Raw genomic sequence first — 14,539 nt, forward strand, 5'->3', positions numbered from 1 at the left:
CCTGCATTTTTTAAAAATGTATTTGCTATCTTATGCCTTCGATTGCTGCTTCTGCAATTCATAAACGCATACGATGAAGGCATTTCCATACCGTTACCGTGTACTCGTTTTACTGTGCTCATTAACTACACTTACTTATCTTGATCGCATTTGTATTTCTATTGTGGGTGTAAGAATAAAAACAGAGTTTGCATTAAACAATGAACAATTTGGGTGGGTGCTTGCAGCATTTGCATTAGCGTACGCTTTGTTTGAAATTCCTTCGGGTTTATTAGGTGATAAGATTGGCCCGAGGAAAGTTTTTATCCGTATTGTTTTATGGTGGTCGTTCTTTACTGCGTTAACAGGTTTTTCAACCGGATTAATATCACTCATTATAATTCGTTTTTTATTTGGAGTTGGAGAGTCAGGAACTTATCCAAATTGTTTGATCACGGTATCAAGATGGTTTCCTGTAAATGAAACCGGGCGTTCCTTAACGTGGGTTGGCATTGGTTCGCAGATAGGTTCTGCTATTGCACCACTTATCATTATTCCTTTAGCCGCTTCTTATGGATGGCGTATGCCTTTTTATGTAAATGCATTGATTGGCGTGGTGTGGGTTTTGATTTGTTATATATGGTTCAAAGATTTTCCTGCACAGATGCGTAATATTTCTGTGACAGAGAAAATATACATAGAAGATAACTGCAGGCATAGCAGGCATCGTAATTTAATCTCCTTAAAAATGATCTTAAAAAACCGCACTGTATGGATGATCATGTGTATGTATTTCTGTTTTCAGTGGTCTAATTATTTTTTCGTTGCATGGATGCCGGTCTATTTACAGGAAGGCAGACATTTTACAGAACAGCAAACAAGCCCGATAATATTTTCTCTTTTTATTGCAGGCATTATTGGATTACTTGCCGGCGGATTCTCCGGCGATTGGATCGTAAAGAAAAAAGGCTTGAAGTTTGGCCGTCGGTTTGTTGGTGTTACGGGTATGGGATTGTGCGGTTGTATGATATTCCTGGCTGCACTTTTAAAGCAAAATGGATTAAGTGCTGTATGCCTTGTTTCAGCTAATTTTTCTTTCTCTTTCGCTGTGATGACTTCTTACGCTGTGTGTGCAGATATTGGCCGTAATAACACCGGCACTGTAACCGGCGCTATGAATTTTTTCGGACAGATGGGCGCTTTTTTTCTTGCACTCATGTTTGGCAAGATCGCAGACCTTACCAACAGTTTTAATTATCCTCTTTTTATTGTAGCCTTTGTAACACTAGGGGGCTCTGCATTGTGGCTTATTATAGATCCAACAGTACAAGTGAGTGACACAACAACCGATGCCACGAAGTACTATAGCTAGCCAATAAGAATATTTCTGTATTTCCTGCACAATAACTTCTGCTTGCTTTTGTATAAGGGAAGGCTTGTGTTGCGCGTTTGTCATTTTACTTATGCAGCAAAGAACATACACACGTTAAAGGAAGGAAAGTGTGTATTACATCATACAATGTGTTGTAATGTTACAGCGGGCTCAATAAATTAATTTGATTTACTTCTTCAAATAAGCCATTTGCCCTAAATGATAACTCTGGTGATTGGTTCTGTTGATAAGAATGTTCAGTTTATTCCTGTGCGGCTCTTTTGCAAAATCTTCCTCCGAAACAGCCATGTGTCTCGTAAACCATGCAGAAAATTGCATATTGTTGAAATGCTGTCTTAATGTTTCATTCACTTTGTTCCAATATGTTTTTAATTCTGCAATGGATGGAAACGTAAATCCTGACTTATCAGCATTGTCTACAAATATGTTTTGCAGGTCGGGGTACAATTTATCGCCCAGAGACATCAGCACCTGCATGCCATCATTTATAGCTATTAAATGACCGAGCAGGTAAGTGCCTGTGTTTCTACCAGGCGCTGTTTCTGCAGAAAGTTGTTCATCAGAAAGATCCTCTAATAATTTGTCAAGCCTTGTATTTTGTATCTCCCAGTTACTGATCACCATTTTGATGAATAGCTCAGGCTGAATGGCAGTTTGCATATTTTTGTTTTATATTTTATAAAATAATTTGCGGACAAAGTTTTTGAATTTTTAGAAAGTAATTTACCCAAGTTCCTTCATTCCATCTGTGATTTTTCGTAACGTTCTTAATATATTTATAACATTTTATTTTCATTTAGCGTTTTTACAACGTCAGTTACACAATAGTCCATGTTCTATATTTGCAGCCGCAATGAGAAGATTTTTACTTTTTATAATAATCTTATCGCATATCAATACCACCATGTTCGTACCATGTGTGGATGAAGTTGATGAATACAACAAGGATGGTACGGTGAAAGATGACATCAACTCTGTGGCTGAATATGTGTACCAGGTTGTATTAAAGCATAAAGATAAAACGCCTGAAGATGAAGATGATGACCAGGCACATTATTTCCTGCTGGCAAAATCAAACTCCTTTAATTTTCAGCAGGACCAGTATAAAATACTACCTACACAATTTTCTTTGGCTATAAAAAAGGAATATCCCGTTCTTGACATAAAAAACCTTCCCGTTACTTACCTGGATATTCTTACACCTCCTCCCGATATAGCTTCCTGATTCGTTCTCTGTTGTAATGTTTTGTACAGTTTTCTTACAAAACAATTTTTCTATTTAATTCTATTAAAATGAGTAAAGCAATATACAGTTGCAGGCATCTGCCTGTACTGGTATTTTTTGCAATACTGTCTGTGCATGCATTTGCACAGGATAGTTTGCATTTATCAATCGGCGAATCGGATAAGATGTTCCTGCAAACAAATTTGATGGTAGCTGCAGGACAATTGAATGTAGATGCCCAAAAAGCAATGGAGATACAGGCAAAGCTGTATCCCAACCCACAGTTTAGTGTTGGGCTTAATGCTTATGATACGGATAATAAGAACTTTTTTTATGCCGGCAAAAATGGAGAGAAGGCAGTAACCTTTGAGCAATTGATTCTATTGGGTGGCAAACGTAAAAATGAAATAGAACTTTCCAAACAAAATACAAAACAGGCGGAGTTGGAACTGGAAGATATGTTGCGTAATCTTAAGTACAAATTACACACCAGTTTGTACTCTGTTTATTTCGATCTGCAAACCCTGCAGAAATTCAATACACAGTTGCAACAACTGGATACGATCATAGCATCGTACGAAATACAGGCTAAAAAGGGCAATCTTCCTTTGAAAGAAGTGGTGCGGCTTAAATCAACTTACATACAACTCAATAATAATAAAACAGAGCTGCTGCAATCCATACAGGATGAACAAAAAGACCTGCAGGTAATGCTGCAGACAACTGCTTTTGTAATTCCGGCAATAAATGAAAATGTTTGGAGCCAATACGAATCTCTGCCTGCCATTGATTCATTGCAACAACTTGCGCTCAAAAGCAGGACAGATGTTATGCTGGCAACACTTAATAGATCTATTGCAGATATTAATGTGCATTACCAGAAAAGCCTTGCAGTACCTGATCTTACACTCAATACTGCTTACGATCAGCGTGGCGGTGCATTCAATAACCAGTTTTTATTTACTGTTGGTATTCCGCTTCCAATATGGAACCGAAACCAGGGAAATATTCATTATGCTCAGACGCAAACAAAACTGGCTGCAGTAAATGAACAGATGCAACAGACAAGCGTTTCGGCCGAAGTAAATGCAGCATGGTACAATATGCAACGCAGCATACAGGAATACAAAAAAACACAGGATGTTTACAATAAAGATTTTACGGATGTATATGATGGTATGCGTGAGAATTTCCTGAAACAAAATATCAGTATCGTAGAATTTGTTGACTTCTTTGAATCTTATAATGAAAGTCTTGCAGAAGTCAACCGCATCAAAAAGCAACTGGCGCTTTCTGCAGAAAATATCAATTACACAACAGCATATCCTGTTTATTAAAACATTATTATCATGAAAAATTGTTTAAGCATATTCTTACTTACATATATGGCGGTTGCATGCAACAGCACCAAATCAGATCCCATAACATCGCCTCCATTCACACTTACAGACACCATGATGGCGCATACACAATTCGCAAAAGCCACCATACAAAATGTAAAAAGCGAATTAAAACTTTATGGAAAAGTTACTGCTGATAACAGCAAAATGTCGCAGGTGTATCCTGTGGTTGGTGGGAATGTTATAAAAGTAAATGCAGAACTCGGCGATTATGTAAAGCAGGGACAAACGCTTGCAGTTATTCGCAGTAGCGAAGTAGCGGGTTATGAAAATGAACGCATGGATGCAAACAGTGATGTAGCACTTGCAGAAAAAAACTTGCAGGTTGCCAAAGATCTTTTTGCAGGAAAATTGAATTCAGAAAAAGATGTTGTTGCAGCAGAGAAAGAACTGGAGAAAGCAAAAGCTGCACAACAACGCATCAATGAAGTGTATAATATCTACAGTTTAAAAGATGGCGCCCAATATAATGTTACAGCGCCTATTAGTGGTTTTGTAATTGATAAAAATATTACACAAAATGAATTGCTCAATAGCAATAATATCAGCAACCTTTTTTCTATTGCACAAATCAATGAAGTGTGGGTGTTGGCAAATGTAAACGAGTCGGATATCGCTGCTATTACACAAGGCATGGATGCTTCTATCAAAACAATCAGTTATCCCGATCGTGTTTTTACAGGAAAAGTCGATCGCATTTTTAACATACTCGATCCTGAAACAAAAGCAATGAAAGTGCGTATACGTATACCCAATGATGATCTGGCGTTAAAGCCTGAAATGAGCGCCACCGTTACGTTGCAGTACAATGAGAACAAGAAACTGGTTTCCATTCCATCCTCTGCAGTAATATTTGATAAAAGCAAAAACTGGGTATTGATCTATAAAGATAAAAGCCACATTGAAACACGACAGGTAGATGTTTACAAACAGGTTGGCGATACAACGTATATCGTAAATGGTTTGAATGAAAATGAAACGGTGATAACGCAAAACCAGATGCTTATTTACGATGCATTGAATGATTAATGTTAGTGAAAGAAGAATTATATGAACCCGGCAGTAGTAATGCTACATAGCTTTTGTTGCGTCGCACTCTTGTACTGTAGAGTAGCTATCAGCCATTAGCTGTTAGCTAATAGCTAAAGGCCAATAGCTAGAAGCTTAATAAAGAAATGAGCGTATAAGTGAGTGACACAACGAAGCTGCCACATCTACAAAAGCCGGTAAAAAAAAATTCTATGAACAAGTTTATAAAGAGCATCATTGCTTTCTCGCTTAAGAATAAATTCTTTACATTTTTTTGGGTGGCGATCATTGTGATAGCAGGTGTTTTTAGTTTTATAAAAATACCTATTGAAGCATTTCCTGATGTTACGAATACACAGATCATTATTGTAACGCAGTGGAATGGCCGTAGTGCAGAAGAGGTGGAACGCTTTGTAACAACGCCCATTGAAGTGGCGATGAACAGCCTGCAAAAGAAAACGAATGTGCGGTCCACAACCATGTTTGGTTTATGTGTGATTAAAATAATTTTTGATGATGATGTGGATGATTTTTTTGCACGGCAGCAAGTAAATAATCAATTACGTAATGTACAGCTACCTGATGGAGTAAGCCCTGATGTACAACCTCCCTACGGGCCAACAGGTGAAATATTTCGCTACACTTTGCAAAGTGATAAACGTGATACAAGAGATCTCTTAACAATTCAGAATTGGGTTATTGATCGTCAGTTGCGGAGTGTGCCGGGTGTCGCAGATATCAATGCATTTGGCGGGCAGGAGAAAATTTACGAGATAAGTGTTGATCCTGTGAAACTGCAAAAATTTAATCTCACACCATTGCAGTTGTACGAGAAAGTTTCGCAGAGTAATTTGAATGTTGGTGGTGATGTAATTGAAAAGAATGGACAAGCTTATGTCGTGCGTGGTTTAGGTTTACTGTCTTCTGTTGAAGATATTGAGAACACGATCGTTGATAATGAAAGTGGTAATCCTGTACTTGTAAAAAATGTGGCTACTGTTGCAGAATCAAGTGCACCAAGGGTTGGGCAGGTTGGCCTGGATAATAATGATGATGCGGTTGAAGGAATTGTAGTAATGCGAAAAGGAGAGAACCCCAGTGATGTACTGGCCGCATTAAAAGATAAGATCAATGAACTGAATACAAAAATTTTGCCATCTGATGTAAAAATGGTCACGTTTTACGATCGGGATAATTTGATGCATTATTGTACGGAAACAGTAATGCACAATCTTGCAGAAGGTATTATACTTGTTACGGTAATTGTGTTTTTGTTTATGGCCGACTGGCGCACTACAGTAATTGTTTCCATTATTATTCCGCTTTCACTGTTGTTTGCCTTTCTGTGTTTGAAGTTAAAAGGTATGAGTGCCAACCTGCTTTCGTTAGGTGCGGTGGACTTTGGTATCATCATAGATGGAGCCGTCGTGATGGTAGAAGGGTTGTTTGTTGCGTTGGATCATTTGGCCCACAAGAATGGCATGCAGCGGTTTAATAAATTGGCCAAACTTGGCTTGATAAAACGAACCGGTGCAGAAATGGGTAAGGCCGTGTTCTTTTCAAAAGCAATTATCATTACTGCATTGCTACCGATATTTTCTTTTGAGAAAGTGGAAGGAAAAATGTTTTCGCCACTGGCATGGACGTTAGGCTTCGCTTTGCTAGGAGCACTATTATTTACACTTACATTAGTGCCTGTTCTATCTTCTATACTGCTAAGAAAGAATGTACAGGAGAAAAACAACTGGTTTGTAAATTTTATCAATAAGGGAGTTGAAAAATGTTTTCGGTGGTGCTTTCAGCATAAACGCACCAGTATTGCTATTGCTTTTGTGTTTCTTGGGGCGACACTTTTCTCTACAAGATGGCTGGGTACTGAATTTTTGCCGCAGTTAAACGAAGGTGCGTTATGGGTAGAAGCAAAGATGCCGATGAGTAGTTCATTGAATGAAACAGTTAAAATAGTAAGCATTCTACGGAAAGATCTCATGAGCTTCCCGGAAGTAAATGGTGTGCTATCACAGACAGGAAGAAGCAATGATGGCACTGACCCCAGTGGCTTTTATTACGTGCAGATGCAGGTTAATTTAAAACCGCGGAAAGAATGGCAAAGGAAAATTTCTTATGATGATCTTGTTGAAGAAATGGATAAAAAACTGAAGAATTACCAGGGCATTGGTTACAATTATTCCCAACCCATTATTGATAATGTTGCAGAAGCCGTTGCTGGTATGAATGCCAACAACGCGGTGAAAATATTTGGAGACGATCTTAATACATTAGATAAACTGGCCGATCAGGTGCAGCAGCAAATAGAAAATGTGCCGGGCATAAGAGACGTTGGTATTCTTAGAAATATCGGTCAACCCGAAATAAGCGTAGAACTCGATGAAGAAAAAATGGCCATTTATGGTGTAAACAAAGCCGATGCGCAGGCTGTAATTGAAATGGCAATAGGTGGTAAAACCGCCACCGAGAAATATGAAGGTGAAAAGAAATTTGATATCCGAATCCGCTACCAGCAGGATTACCGTAAAGACGAGCAGGATATTGGCAATGTAATGGTACCCACGATTCGCGGAGAAAAAATTCCATTAAAAGAGATTGCAAGCATTCAGAAATTAACCGGCCCGGCATTTATATATAGAGACAACACAAAGCGTTTTATTGGCGTTAAGTTTACCGTTCGTGAAAGAGATTTGGGCAGCACCGTTGCGGAAGCTCAGGAAAAAGTATTTAAAAATATTAAGTTGCCAGAAGGTTACAGCATAGGTTGGGCTGGCGAATTTGAGAACCAGGTAAGGGCAAGTAAAAGACTTACACAGGTTGTGCCGATAAGTCTTGTTACCATATTTATTTTATTATTTATCATGTTTGGTAATATAAAAGATGCAGGACTTGTATTGGTAAATGTGCCTTTTGCATTGATTGGTGGCATACTCGCTCTACATGTTACCGGTATGAACTTTGGTATTTCTGCAGGAGTTGGCTTTATTGCGCTCTTTGGCATTTGCGTACAAAATGGCGTAATCCTTATTTCAGAGTTCAATAAAAAGCTCCGGCAAAAGTTATCACTGGAAAAAGCCATTATTGAAGGCGTTAAAGTAAGAACCCGCCCTGTAGTAATGACTGCGATGATGGCTGCATTGGGGTTATTGCCCGCTGCTTTATCAAGCGGTATTGGCTCAGAATCTCAAAAACCATTGGCCACCGTTATTATCGGCGGTTTGATAACAGCAACCATACTAACATTATTAATATTCCCAATCATTTATTGGATATTCTACCGCAAAACATTCCTTCATCACGAAGAAGTATAATGACTAATATAAATATTACATACACCCATTGCTAAAAACAATGGGTATATTTTTTTGAACCCGGCTTGCGTGGCTGCTATTTAGCATCGTTGCGTCGCACTCTTGTACTTTTTGAATGTAAATCAGCAGGTAAATTCTTTGATACCCGAATTTTTATTGTCTTTTTTCAAAATTCTTTTCAAAATTCTTGTCTGATATGCTGTAGACTTATACCTTTGCGCTCCCAATCTGAAAATTGGGTTCACGCTATGTCTCAGAGAATCAGAATTAAATTACAGTCTTACGATCACAGTTTAGTAGATAAATCTGCCGAGAAGATCGTAAAAACAGTACGCAGTACTGGTGCCGTAGTTACAGGTCCTATTCCTTTGCCTACACGCAAAAGAATTTTCACTGTACTTCGTTCACCACACGTAAACAAGAAAAGCCGTGAGCAGTTCCAGTTATGTACGCACAAGCGTTTACTGGATATCTACACTTCTTCTTCAAGAACAGTAGATGCACTGAGCAAATTAGACCTGCCTTCAGGTGTTGAAGTTGAAATCAAAGCGTAAAAGCCCTGGCCTCTTAAGAGGATAAAGGAAAAAAGTTCTTAAAACATATTCATCTCTCAATCTGATCCGCAAAGAATGGATAGAGAAAAGAGCTCTGAAAAATAATAAATGTTCTGACTAAAGCCAGAACGTTACATATAAACAAGCCCTTCGAGGTTTGTTTACTACCGGTACTTCTGAATCTTCAAAGTTGAAGAAACAAAAGAAAAGGTCGGTGGCAAACAGAGGATCGAGTTCCGCAACGTCAGCGGAATGTCCTTACAACCTGCGAGGCAAAAACCGCAAAACGATGAAAGGAATTATTGGTAAAAAAATTGGGATGACCAGCATCTTCACTCCCGATGGAAAGCAGACAGCCTGCACCATCATTGAAGCTGGCCCCTGTGTTGTTACGCAGGTTAAAACAAAAGACACTGACGGTTACAGCGCACTCCAGTTAGGTTTCGGCGACAAGAAAGAAAAACACTCCAACAAATCTGAGATCAATCACTTCTCAAAATCTCAGACAGCTCCCAAAAGCTTCGTAAAAGAATTTCGCGATTATTACCAGGATAAAAATTTAGGTGAAACAATTACCGTTGACATTTTTGCTGAAGGCGAAACTGTTGAAGTAGTAGGTACTACAAAAGGTAAGGGTTTTCAGGGTGTAGTAAAACGCCATGGATTTAGTGGTGTTGGTGAGGCTTCTCACGGACAGCATGATCGTCAGCGTGCACCGGGTTCCATCGGCGGTTCTTCATATCCTTCAAGAGTATTTAAAGGAATGAGAATGGCTGGCCGTATGGGTAATGACAGGGTAAAGCTGAAAGGTTTGAAAGTAGTAAAAATATTTCCTGAGAACAATTATATCCTTGTGAGCGGATCAGTACCAGGTCACAATGGTTCAATCGTTTTAATCCAGAAGTAAACTTTAATTGAAGTAAGATGCAAGTAGAAGTTTTAAATACAAAAGGTGAAAAAACCGGTAGAACTGTTGAGTTGCCGGATGATATATTCGGTATTGAGCCTAATGACCATGTAATTTACCTGGCCGTTAAACAATACCAGGCCGCACAGCGCCAGGGTACACATAAGGTAAAGACCCGTGCTGAAGTACAAGGTGCAAGCCGCAAGCTGCACCGCCAGAAAGGTACCGGTGGTAGCCGTAAGGGGAACATCCGTAACCCTTTGTACAAAGGTGGTGGTACCATCTTTGGACCTAAACCACACGGTTATGGTTTTAAGCTGAATAAAAAAGTAAAGGACCTTGCTAAAATGAGTGCCCTTGCGTATAAAGCAAAAGAAAATGCGATCGTAATTGTTGAAGATATTACACTTGATACGCCTAAAACAAAACATGTATATGATGTAATGAAAGTGTTGAATGTTTCTAATAAGAAAACATTACTGATTACTTCTGAATACAACGATAATCTTTACTTAAGCACACGTAACGTTCCAAATATTGCAAATACATTACTGTCTGATATCAATACTTATGATATTATCAATGCTGATGTATTGGTAATCACAGAGAATGCTGCTAAAATATTTTCAGAAGAAGAAATTGTTGCAGAAGCATAATTGAATAACGTTTCAACATTTATAAAATGAAACTGAGTGAAATTTTAGTAAAGCCTGTTCTTACAGAAAAAGCAAACAATCAGCAGGAAAAGCTGAGAAGGTATGCTTTCAAAGTAAACCGTAAGGCTAATAAGTTAGAAATAAAGAAGGCCGTAGAAGAATTTTATGGTGTTTCTGTAATAGATGTAAATACAGTAGTTGTTCCAGGTAAAAATAAAACACGCTTTACAAAAGCTGGTTTTATTAAAGGTGTAAAACCTGCTTACAAAAAAGCTTACGTAACAGTAGCAGAAGGTGAAACAATAGACCTGTATTCAAACATATAATTTATAGCAAGCGAAGCTGATAAGTTCGCACAAAAGAAAAGAAAATGGCATTAAAGAAGTACAAACCAATGACAGCAGGCACCCGGTGGAGAATCGGTAATGCTTATGCTGAAATTACTACCAACAAACCTGAAAAGAGTTTGCTGGAAGCTCAGCACAGTACTGCCGGTCGTAACGTACAGGGTCGCAGAACAAGTCGTTACATGGGTGGTGGTCATAAGAAACACTATCGTATTATAGATTTCAAGCGTGATAAAAAAGATATTGCATCAAAAGTGCTTTCAATAGAGTACGATCCAAACCGTACAGCATTTATCGCCTTATTGGAATATACTGATGGTGAAAAAAGATACATCATTGCTCCACAGGGTTTACAGGTGGGTGCAACTGTTATCTCTGGTGATAGTGTTGCTCCTGAAATTGGTAATGCATTGTTGATGAAAAATATACCTCTTGGTACTGTTATTCACAACATCGAAATGCAGCCTGGTCAGGGTGGTAAATTGGTAAGAAGTGCTGGTGCTTCTGCACAGCTTGCAAATAAAGAAGAAAAATATGCTGTATTGAAAATGCCAAGTGGTGAGTTGAGAAAAGTATTGATCAACTGTTATGCTACTGTAGGTGTTGCTTCAAACAGTGACCATAGCCTTGAAACGGCTGGTAAAGCTGGCGTTAACAGGTGGAAAGGTATTCGTCCACGTACACGTGGTGTAGCTATGAACCCTGTAGATCACCCGATGGGTGGTGGTGAAGGCAGAGCTTCTGGTGGTCAGCCCCGTTCAAGGAATGGCCAGTACTCAAGAGGTCTTAAAACACGTACAAGAGGCAAAGGCAGCGATAAACTGATCATCCAGCGCAGAGATGGTAAGAAGTTGTCTAAATAAAAGATAAGAGACATTTATCCGGCATTTGAATAAGTATTAAACACCGGTTGCGTCGCACTCTTCAACACTTAGCTCAATATTGAACAAAGCGTACAAGTGAGTGACACAACGGAAGATGAGAAAAGAGCAATAGCCGGTAACAAAAGAGAATATTAAATCAGAAATCAATAAATCGTAAATCCACATGGGTCGTTCGATTAAAAAAGGTCCTTACGTTGAAGCAAAGCTTGAAACTAAGGTGCTGTCTATAAACGAAGGAAAGAACAAGAAGTCTGTGCTTAAAACATGGAGCCGCCGTTCTACCATTACGCCTGATTTTGTAGGGCACACATTTGCAGTGCACAACGGCAACAAGTTTATACCTGTTTATGTAACAGAATTTATGGTAGGTCATAAACTTGGTGAGTTTGCTCCAACAAGGAATTTTAAAGGGCATTCAGGAACAAAAAAATAGTTTAAAGTAAAAGTGAGCAAATCACTTACGCTTACAACGTATAACTTAAAAAAATGGAAGCAGTAGCGAAACTTAGAAATTATCCTACAGGACCGCGCAAAATGCGTTTGCTGGCTGATGTGGTACGTGGCATGGAAGTAGAGAAAGCATTGGCTATCCTGGAACATCATCCACAACACAACGCAACGCCTTTGGCGAAATTGCTGAAAAGTGCTATCAGCAACTGGCAAAATAAAAATGAAGGCAAAAGTGCAGCGGATGCCAACCTGGTGGTTAAAACAATTTTCGTAGATGGTGGCCGTGTACTTAAACGGATGCGTCCTGCACCACAAGGTCGTGGCTACAGGGTTCGCAAACGCAGCAACCATGTAACATTAATTGTTGATTCAAAAAATTAATAAAAACTTTTAAACCATTATAAATGGGTCAGAAAGCAAATCCTATAGGTAACAGGTTAGGTATCATCCGCGGATGGGAGAGCAACTGGTATGCCAGTAAAAAAGATTTTGCATCCAAGCTCATCGAGGATAACAAGATCAGAACATACCTGAATGCACGTATTAACAAAGGTGGTATCTCCAAAATTGTTATTGAGCGCACTCTCGGTAAACTGATTGTTACGATACATACATCTAAACCGGGTATCATCATAGGTAAAGGTGGTAATGAGGTTGACCGTATTAAAGAAGAGTTGAAGAACTTGACAAGCAAAGATGATGTGCAGATCAACATTCTTGAGATCCGCCGTCCTGAGCTTGATGCAAATATTGTGGGCGACACAATTGCACGCCAGATAGAAAACCGTATTAACTTTAAACGTGCCATCAAAATGGCGATAGCTTCTACACTCCGTATGGGTGCTGAAGGTATAAAAGTAAAAGTAAGCGGTCGTTTGGGCGGTGCTGAAATTGCACGTAGCGAAGAATTCAAACAAGGTCGCACTCCATTGCATACATTCCGTATGGATATTGATTATGCAAATGTTTTTGCGCAGACTGTTTATGGTAAAATAGGTATTAAAGTATGGATCTGTAAAGGTGAAGTGCTTGGTAAACGTGAATTGAATCCAAACTTCATAGGTGGTAAGAGTGATGTAAGTGACAGAAGAGATAGAAGAGAGGGTGGTGGTGAAAGACATGAGCGCAGAGATGACAGAAGAGGCGGTGGCGATCGCAGAGATGACAGAAGAGGCGGAGGCGGCGGAGATCGCAGAGATAGAAGAAATTAATTAATGTTCCCGGTTACCTTACAGGAAGCCGGTTGTGATAAAACAAATTGATAAGCTGGTAAAAGGAAACTAAGACCGGCAACTCAAAATCGAAAAAGATGTTACAGCCAAAAAGAACGAAACATAGAAAGCAACAGAAAGGTCGTATAAGGGAAGTTGCAAAACGCGGTACTTCTATATCATTCGGTTCTTATGCTTTAAAAGCACTTGAACCAATATGGTTGACGAACCGCCAGATTGAAGCTGCCCGCCAGGCTATGACCCGTGCTATGAAACGTGAAGGTAATGTGTGGATCAGAATATTCCCTGATAAGTCAATCACCAAGAAACCTCTTGAAGTGAGAATGGGTAAGGGTAAAGGTAATCCTGAATATTTTGCTGCTGTCATTGAACCAGGACGTATCCTGTTTGAATGTGATGGTGTTGATCTTAAAACAGCACAGGATGCTATGAGACTTGCATCACAGAAATTACCTATTAAAACGAAATTTATCGTTAGAAGGGATTTGCAGGCGTAATTAATGTGCTAATATGCAAATTTGAAAATGTGCAAATTAGGTTTGATAAAGCATTTTCAAATTGTTGAATTTTCAAATTTTCAAATTAAGACAATGGCTAAGAACATAGAATTTCAAAAAAGCCTGAAGGATTTAAACGAAGCAGATCTTAAGGCACGTGTACAGGAAGACCAGTTGCGTTTAAAGAAACTGGAATTTGCACATGCGATTTCTCCTTTGGAGAATCCTATGAGTATCCGTGGCCTCAGAAAAGACATTTCACGTTTAAAGACCGAATTAAGAAAAAGAGAACTCGGTATCTAATTTAAAATATACAACAATGGCCGAAAGAAATTTGCGTAAAACGAGAACAGGTGTTGTTAGCAGCAACAAGATGACTAAAACGATCACAGTTGCTGTTGAAAGAAAAGTAAAGCACCCTATCTATGGTAAGTTCGTTAAAAAGACTACCAAGTTTCATGCTCATGATGAAAAGAACGAGTGTGCTGTAGGAGACGTAGTAAAGATCATGGAATCACGTCCGCTTAGTAAAACAAAGCGTTGGAGATTAGTTGAGATCGTTGAAAAAGCGAAATAAGTAAGAAGCTACAGCTACGGGCTATATGCTACGGGCAGTATGATTCAATAAGATAAAAGTTAGTTATTAATTGCTAGAAGCTCGCAGCT

At 38.9% G+C, this 14,539-nt stretch carries 17 protein-coding genes; 16 read left to right on the forward strand and 1 reads right to left on the reverse strand.

The window, feature by feature from the left end; translation table 11 throughout:
- The first annotated feature begins 73 nt into the window (after window positions 1-73).
- Complete coding sequence (locus tag FRZ67_RS19680) at window positions 74-1,351, forward strand: MFS transporter (protein ID WP_147192290.1); 1,278 nt, start codon at window positions 74-76, stop codon at window positions 1,349-1,351.
- Between the two features lie 189 nt (window positions 1,352-1,540).
- Here FRZ67_RS19680 and FRZ67_RS19685 read toward each other — a convergent pair whose 3' ends face one another.
- Entirely contained in the window at window positions 1,541-2,032 is a 492-nt protein-coding gene (locus FRZ67_RS19685; RefSeq protein ID WP_147192291.1) for a DinB family protein, read from the reverse strand.
- A gap of 193 nt (window positions 2,033-2,225) precedes the next feature.
- On the opposite strand from FRZ67_RS19685, the gene FRZ67_RS19690 reads away from it, so the two are divergent.
- The 15 genes from FRZ67_RS19690 to rpsQ all read left to right on the forward strand — a co-directional run bounded on the left by FRZ67_RS19690 (window position 2,226) and on the right by rpsQ (window position 14,450).
- Window positions 2,226-2,597: a hypothetical protein gene (locus FRZ67_RS19690; protein WP_147192292.1), complete on the forward strand. Its 372-nt coding sequence runs from the start codon at window positions 2,226-2,228 to the stop codon at window positions 2,595-2,597.
- A gap of 68 nt (window positions 2,598-2,665) precedes the next feature.
- Entirely contained in the window at window positions 2,666-3,934 is a 1,269-nt protein-coding gene (locus FRZ67_RS19695) for a TolC family protein (RefSeq protein WP_147192293.1), read from the forward strand.
- Window positions 3,935-3,946: 12 nt separating this feature from the next.
- Window positions 3,947-5,026, forward strand: a complete 1,080-nt coding sequence (locus FRZ67_RS19700; RefSeq protein ID WP_147192294.1) for an efflux RND transporter periplasmic adaptor subunit — start codon at window positions 3,947-3,949, stop codon at window positions 5,024-5,026.
- A gap of 212 nt (window positions 5,027-5,238) precedes the next feature.
- Window positions 5,239-8,346: an efflux RND transporter permease subunit gene (locus FRZ67_RS19705; RefSeq protein ID WP_147192295.1), complete on the forward strand. Its 3,108-nt coding sequence runs from the start codon at window positions 5,239-5,241 to the stop codon at window positions 8,344-8,346.
- Window positions 8,347-8,594: 248 nt separating this feature from the next.
- On the forward strand, window positions 8,595-8,900 hold the full coding sequence (rpsJ, locus tag FRZ67_RS19710; RefSeq protein WP_147192296.1) for a 30S ribosomal protein S10: 306 nt from the start codon (window positions 8,595-8,597) through the stop codon (window positions 8,898-8,900).
- Window positions 8,901-9,189: 289 nt separating this feature from the next.
- A complete protein-coding gene (gene rplC, locus FRZ67_RS19715) occupies window positions 9,190-9,807 on the forward strand; it encodes a 50S ribosomal protein L3 (protein WP_147192297.1) in 618 nt (205 codons plus the stop codon).
- A gap of 17 nt (window positions 9,808-9,824) precedes the next feature.
- Window positions 9,825-10,463, forward strand: coding sequence for a 50S ribosomal protein L4 (rplD, locus tag FRZ67_RS19720; protein ID WP_147192298.1), 639 nt, complete (start codon window positions 9,825-9,827; stop codon window positions 10,461-10,463).
- 26 nt (window positions 10,464-10,489) lie between these two features.
- On the forward strand, window positions 10,490-10,789 hold the full coding sequence (gene rplW / locus FRZ67_RS19725) for a 50S ribosomal protein L23 (protein WP_147192299.1): 300 nt from the start codon (window positions 10,490-10,492) through the stop codon (window positions 10,787-10,789).
- Between the two features lie 44 nt (window positions 10,790-10,833).
- Entirely contained in the window at window positions 10,834-11,673 is an 840-nt protein-coding gene (gene rplB, locus FRZ67_RS19730; RefSeq protein WP_147192300.1) for a 50S ribosomal protein L2, read from the forward strand.
- A gap of 184 nt (window positions 11,674-11,857) precedes the next feature.
- The gene (rpsS, locus tag FRZ67_RS19735; protein ID WP_147192301.1) at window positions 11,858-12,127 is read left to right on the forward strand and encodes a 30S ribosomal protein S19; all 270 of its coding nucleotides are present in this window, start codon (window positions 11,858-11,860) and stop codon (window positions 12,125-12,127) included.
- A 53-nt stretch (window positions 12,128-12,180) separates the two neighbouring features.
- Window positions 12,181-12,525 carry a 50S ribosomal protein L22 gene (rplV, locus tag FRZ67_RS19740; RefSeq protein ID WP_147192302.1) on the forward strand — a complete coding sequence of 115 codons (345 nt, stop codon included), beginning with the start codon at window positions 12,181-12,183 and terminating at the stop codon, window positions 12,523-12,525.
- Window positions 12,526-12,548: 23 nt separating this feature from the next.
- Window positions 12,549-13,355: a 30S ribosomal protein S3 gene (rpsC, locus tag FRZ67_RS19745; protein ID WP_147192303.1), complete on the forward strand. Its 807-nt coding sequence runs from the start codon at window positions 12,549-12,551 to the stop codon at window positions 13,353-13,355.
- Window positions 13,356-13,453: 98 nt separating this feature from the next.
- Complete coding sequence (rplP, locus tag FRZ67_RS19750; protein WP_147192304.1) at window positions 13,454-13,873, forward strand: 50S ribosomal protein L16; 420 nt, start codon at window positions 13,454-13,456, stop codon at window positions 13,871-13,873.
- A 93-nt stretch (window positions 13,874-13,966) separates the two neighbouring features.
- The gene (gene rpmC / locus FRZ67_RS19755) at window positions 13,967-14,176 is read left to right on the forward strand and encodes a 50S ribosomal protein L29 (protein WP_147192305.1); all 210 of its coding nucleotides are present in this window, start codon (window positions 13,967-13,969) and stop codon (window positions 14,174-14,176) included.
- Between the two features lie 16 nt (window positions 14,177-14,192).
- Entirely contained in the window at window positions 14,193-14,450 is a 258-nt protein-coding gene (gene rpsQ / locus FRZ67_RS19760; protein WP_147192306.1) for a 30S ribosomal protein S17, read from the forward strand.
- Window positions 14,451-14,539 lie beyond the last annotated feature (89 nt).

The sequence above is a fragment of the Panacibacter ginsenosidivorans genome (genome assembly GCF_007971225.1).
Classification (GTDB): domain Bacteria; phylum Bacteroidota; class Bacteroidia; order Chitinophagales; family Chitinophagaceae; genus Panacibacter; species Panacibacter ginsenosidivorans.

What these genes read in the sequence shown, in the direction of transcription:
- FRZ67_RS19690 (WP_147192292.1), top strand. Translation starts at nt 2,226, where the DNA reads ATGAGAAGATTTTTACTTTTTATAATAATCTTATCGCATATCAATACC.
- rpsJ (WP_147192296.1), top strand. Translation starts at nt 8,595, where the DNA reads ATGTCTCAGAGAATCAGAATTAAATTACAGTCTTACGATCACAGTTTA.
- FRZ67_RS19705 (WP_147192295.1), top strand. Translation starts at nt 5,239, where the DNA reads ATGAACAAGTTTATAAAGAGCATCATTGCTTTCTCGCTTAAGAATAAA.
- rplB (WP_147192300.1), top strand. Translation starts at nt 10,834, where the DNA reads ATGGCATTAAAGAAGTACAAACCAATGACAGCAGGCACCCGGTGGAGA.
- rpsS (WP_147192301.1), top strand. Translation starts at nt 11,858, where the DNA reads ATGGGTCGTTCGATTAAAAAAGGTCCTTACGTTGAAGCAAAGCTTGAA.
- FRZ67_RS19685 (WP_147192291.1), bottom strand. Translation starts at nt 2,032, where the DNA reads ATGCAAACTGCCATTCAGCCTGAGCTATTCATCAAAATGGTGATCAGT.
- FRZ67_RS19695 (WP_147192293.1), top strand. Translation starts at nt 2,666, where the DNA reads ATGAGTAAAGCAATATACAGTTGCAGGCATCTGCCTGTACTGGTATTT.
- rpsQ (WP_147192306.1), top strand. Translation starts at nt 14,193, where the DNA reads ATGGCCGAAAGAAATTTGCGTAAAACGAGAACAGGTGTTGTTAGCAGC.
- rplV (WP_147192302.1), top strand. Translation starts at nt 12,181, where the DNA reads ATGGAAGCAGTAGCGAAACTTAGAAATTATCCTACAGGACCGCGCAAA.
- rplD (WP_147192298.1), top strand. Translation starts at nt 9,825, where the DNA reads ATGCAAGTAGAAGTTTTAAATACAAAAGGTGAAAAAACCGGTAGAACT.
- rplP (WP_147192304.1), top strand. Translation starts at nt 13,454, where the DNA reads ATGTTACAGCCAAAAAGAACGAAACATAGAAAGCAACAGAAAGGTCGT.
- rplW (WP_147192299.1), top strand. Translation starts at nt 10,490, where the DNA reads ATGAAACTGAGTGAAATTTTAGTAAAGCCTGTTCTTACAGAAAAAGCA.
- FRZ67_RS19680 (WP_147192290.1), top strand. Translation starts at nt 74, where the DNA reads ATGAAGGCATTTCCATACCGTTACCGTGTACTCGTTTTACTGTGCTCA.
- FRZ67_RS19700 (WP_147192294.1), top strand. Translation starts at nt 3,947, where the DNA reads ATGAAAAATTGTTTAAGCATATTCTTACTTACATATATGGCGGTTGCA.
- rpmC (WP_147192305.1), top strand. Translation starts at nt 13,967, where the DNA reads ATGGCTAAGAACATAGAATTTCAAAAAAGCCTGAAGGATTTAAACGAA.
- rplC (WP_147192297.1), top strand. Translation starts at nt 9,190, where the DNA reads ATGAAAGGAATTATTGGTAAAAAAATTGGGATGACCAGCATCTTCACT.
- rpsC (WP_147192303.1), top strand. Translation starts at nt 12,549, where the DNA reads ATGGGTCAGAAAGCAAATCCTATAGGTAACAGGTTAGGTATCATCCGC.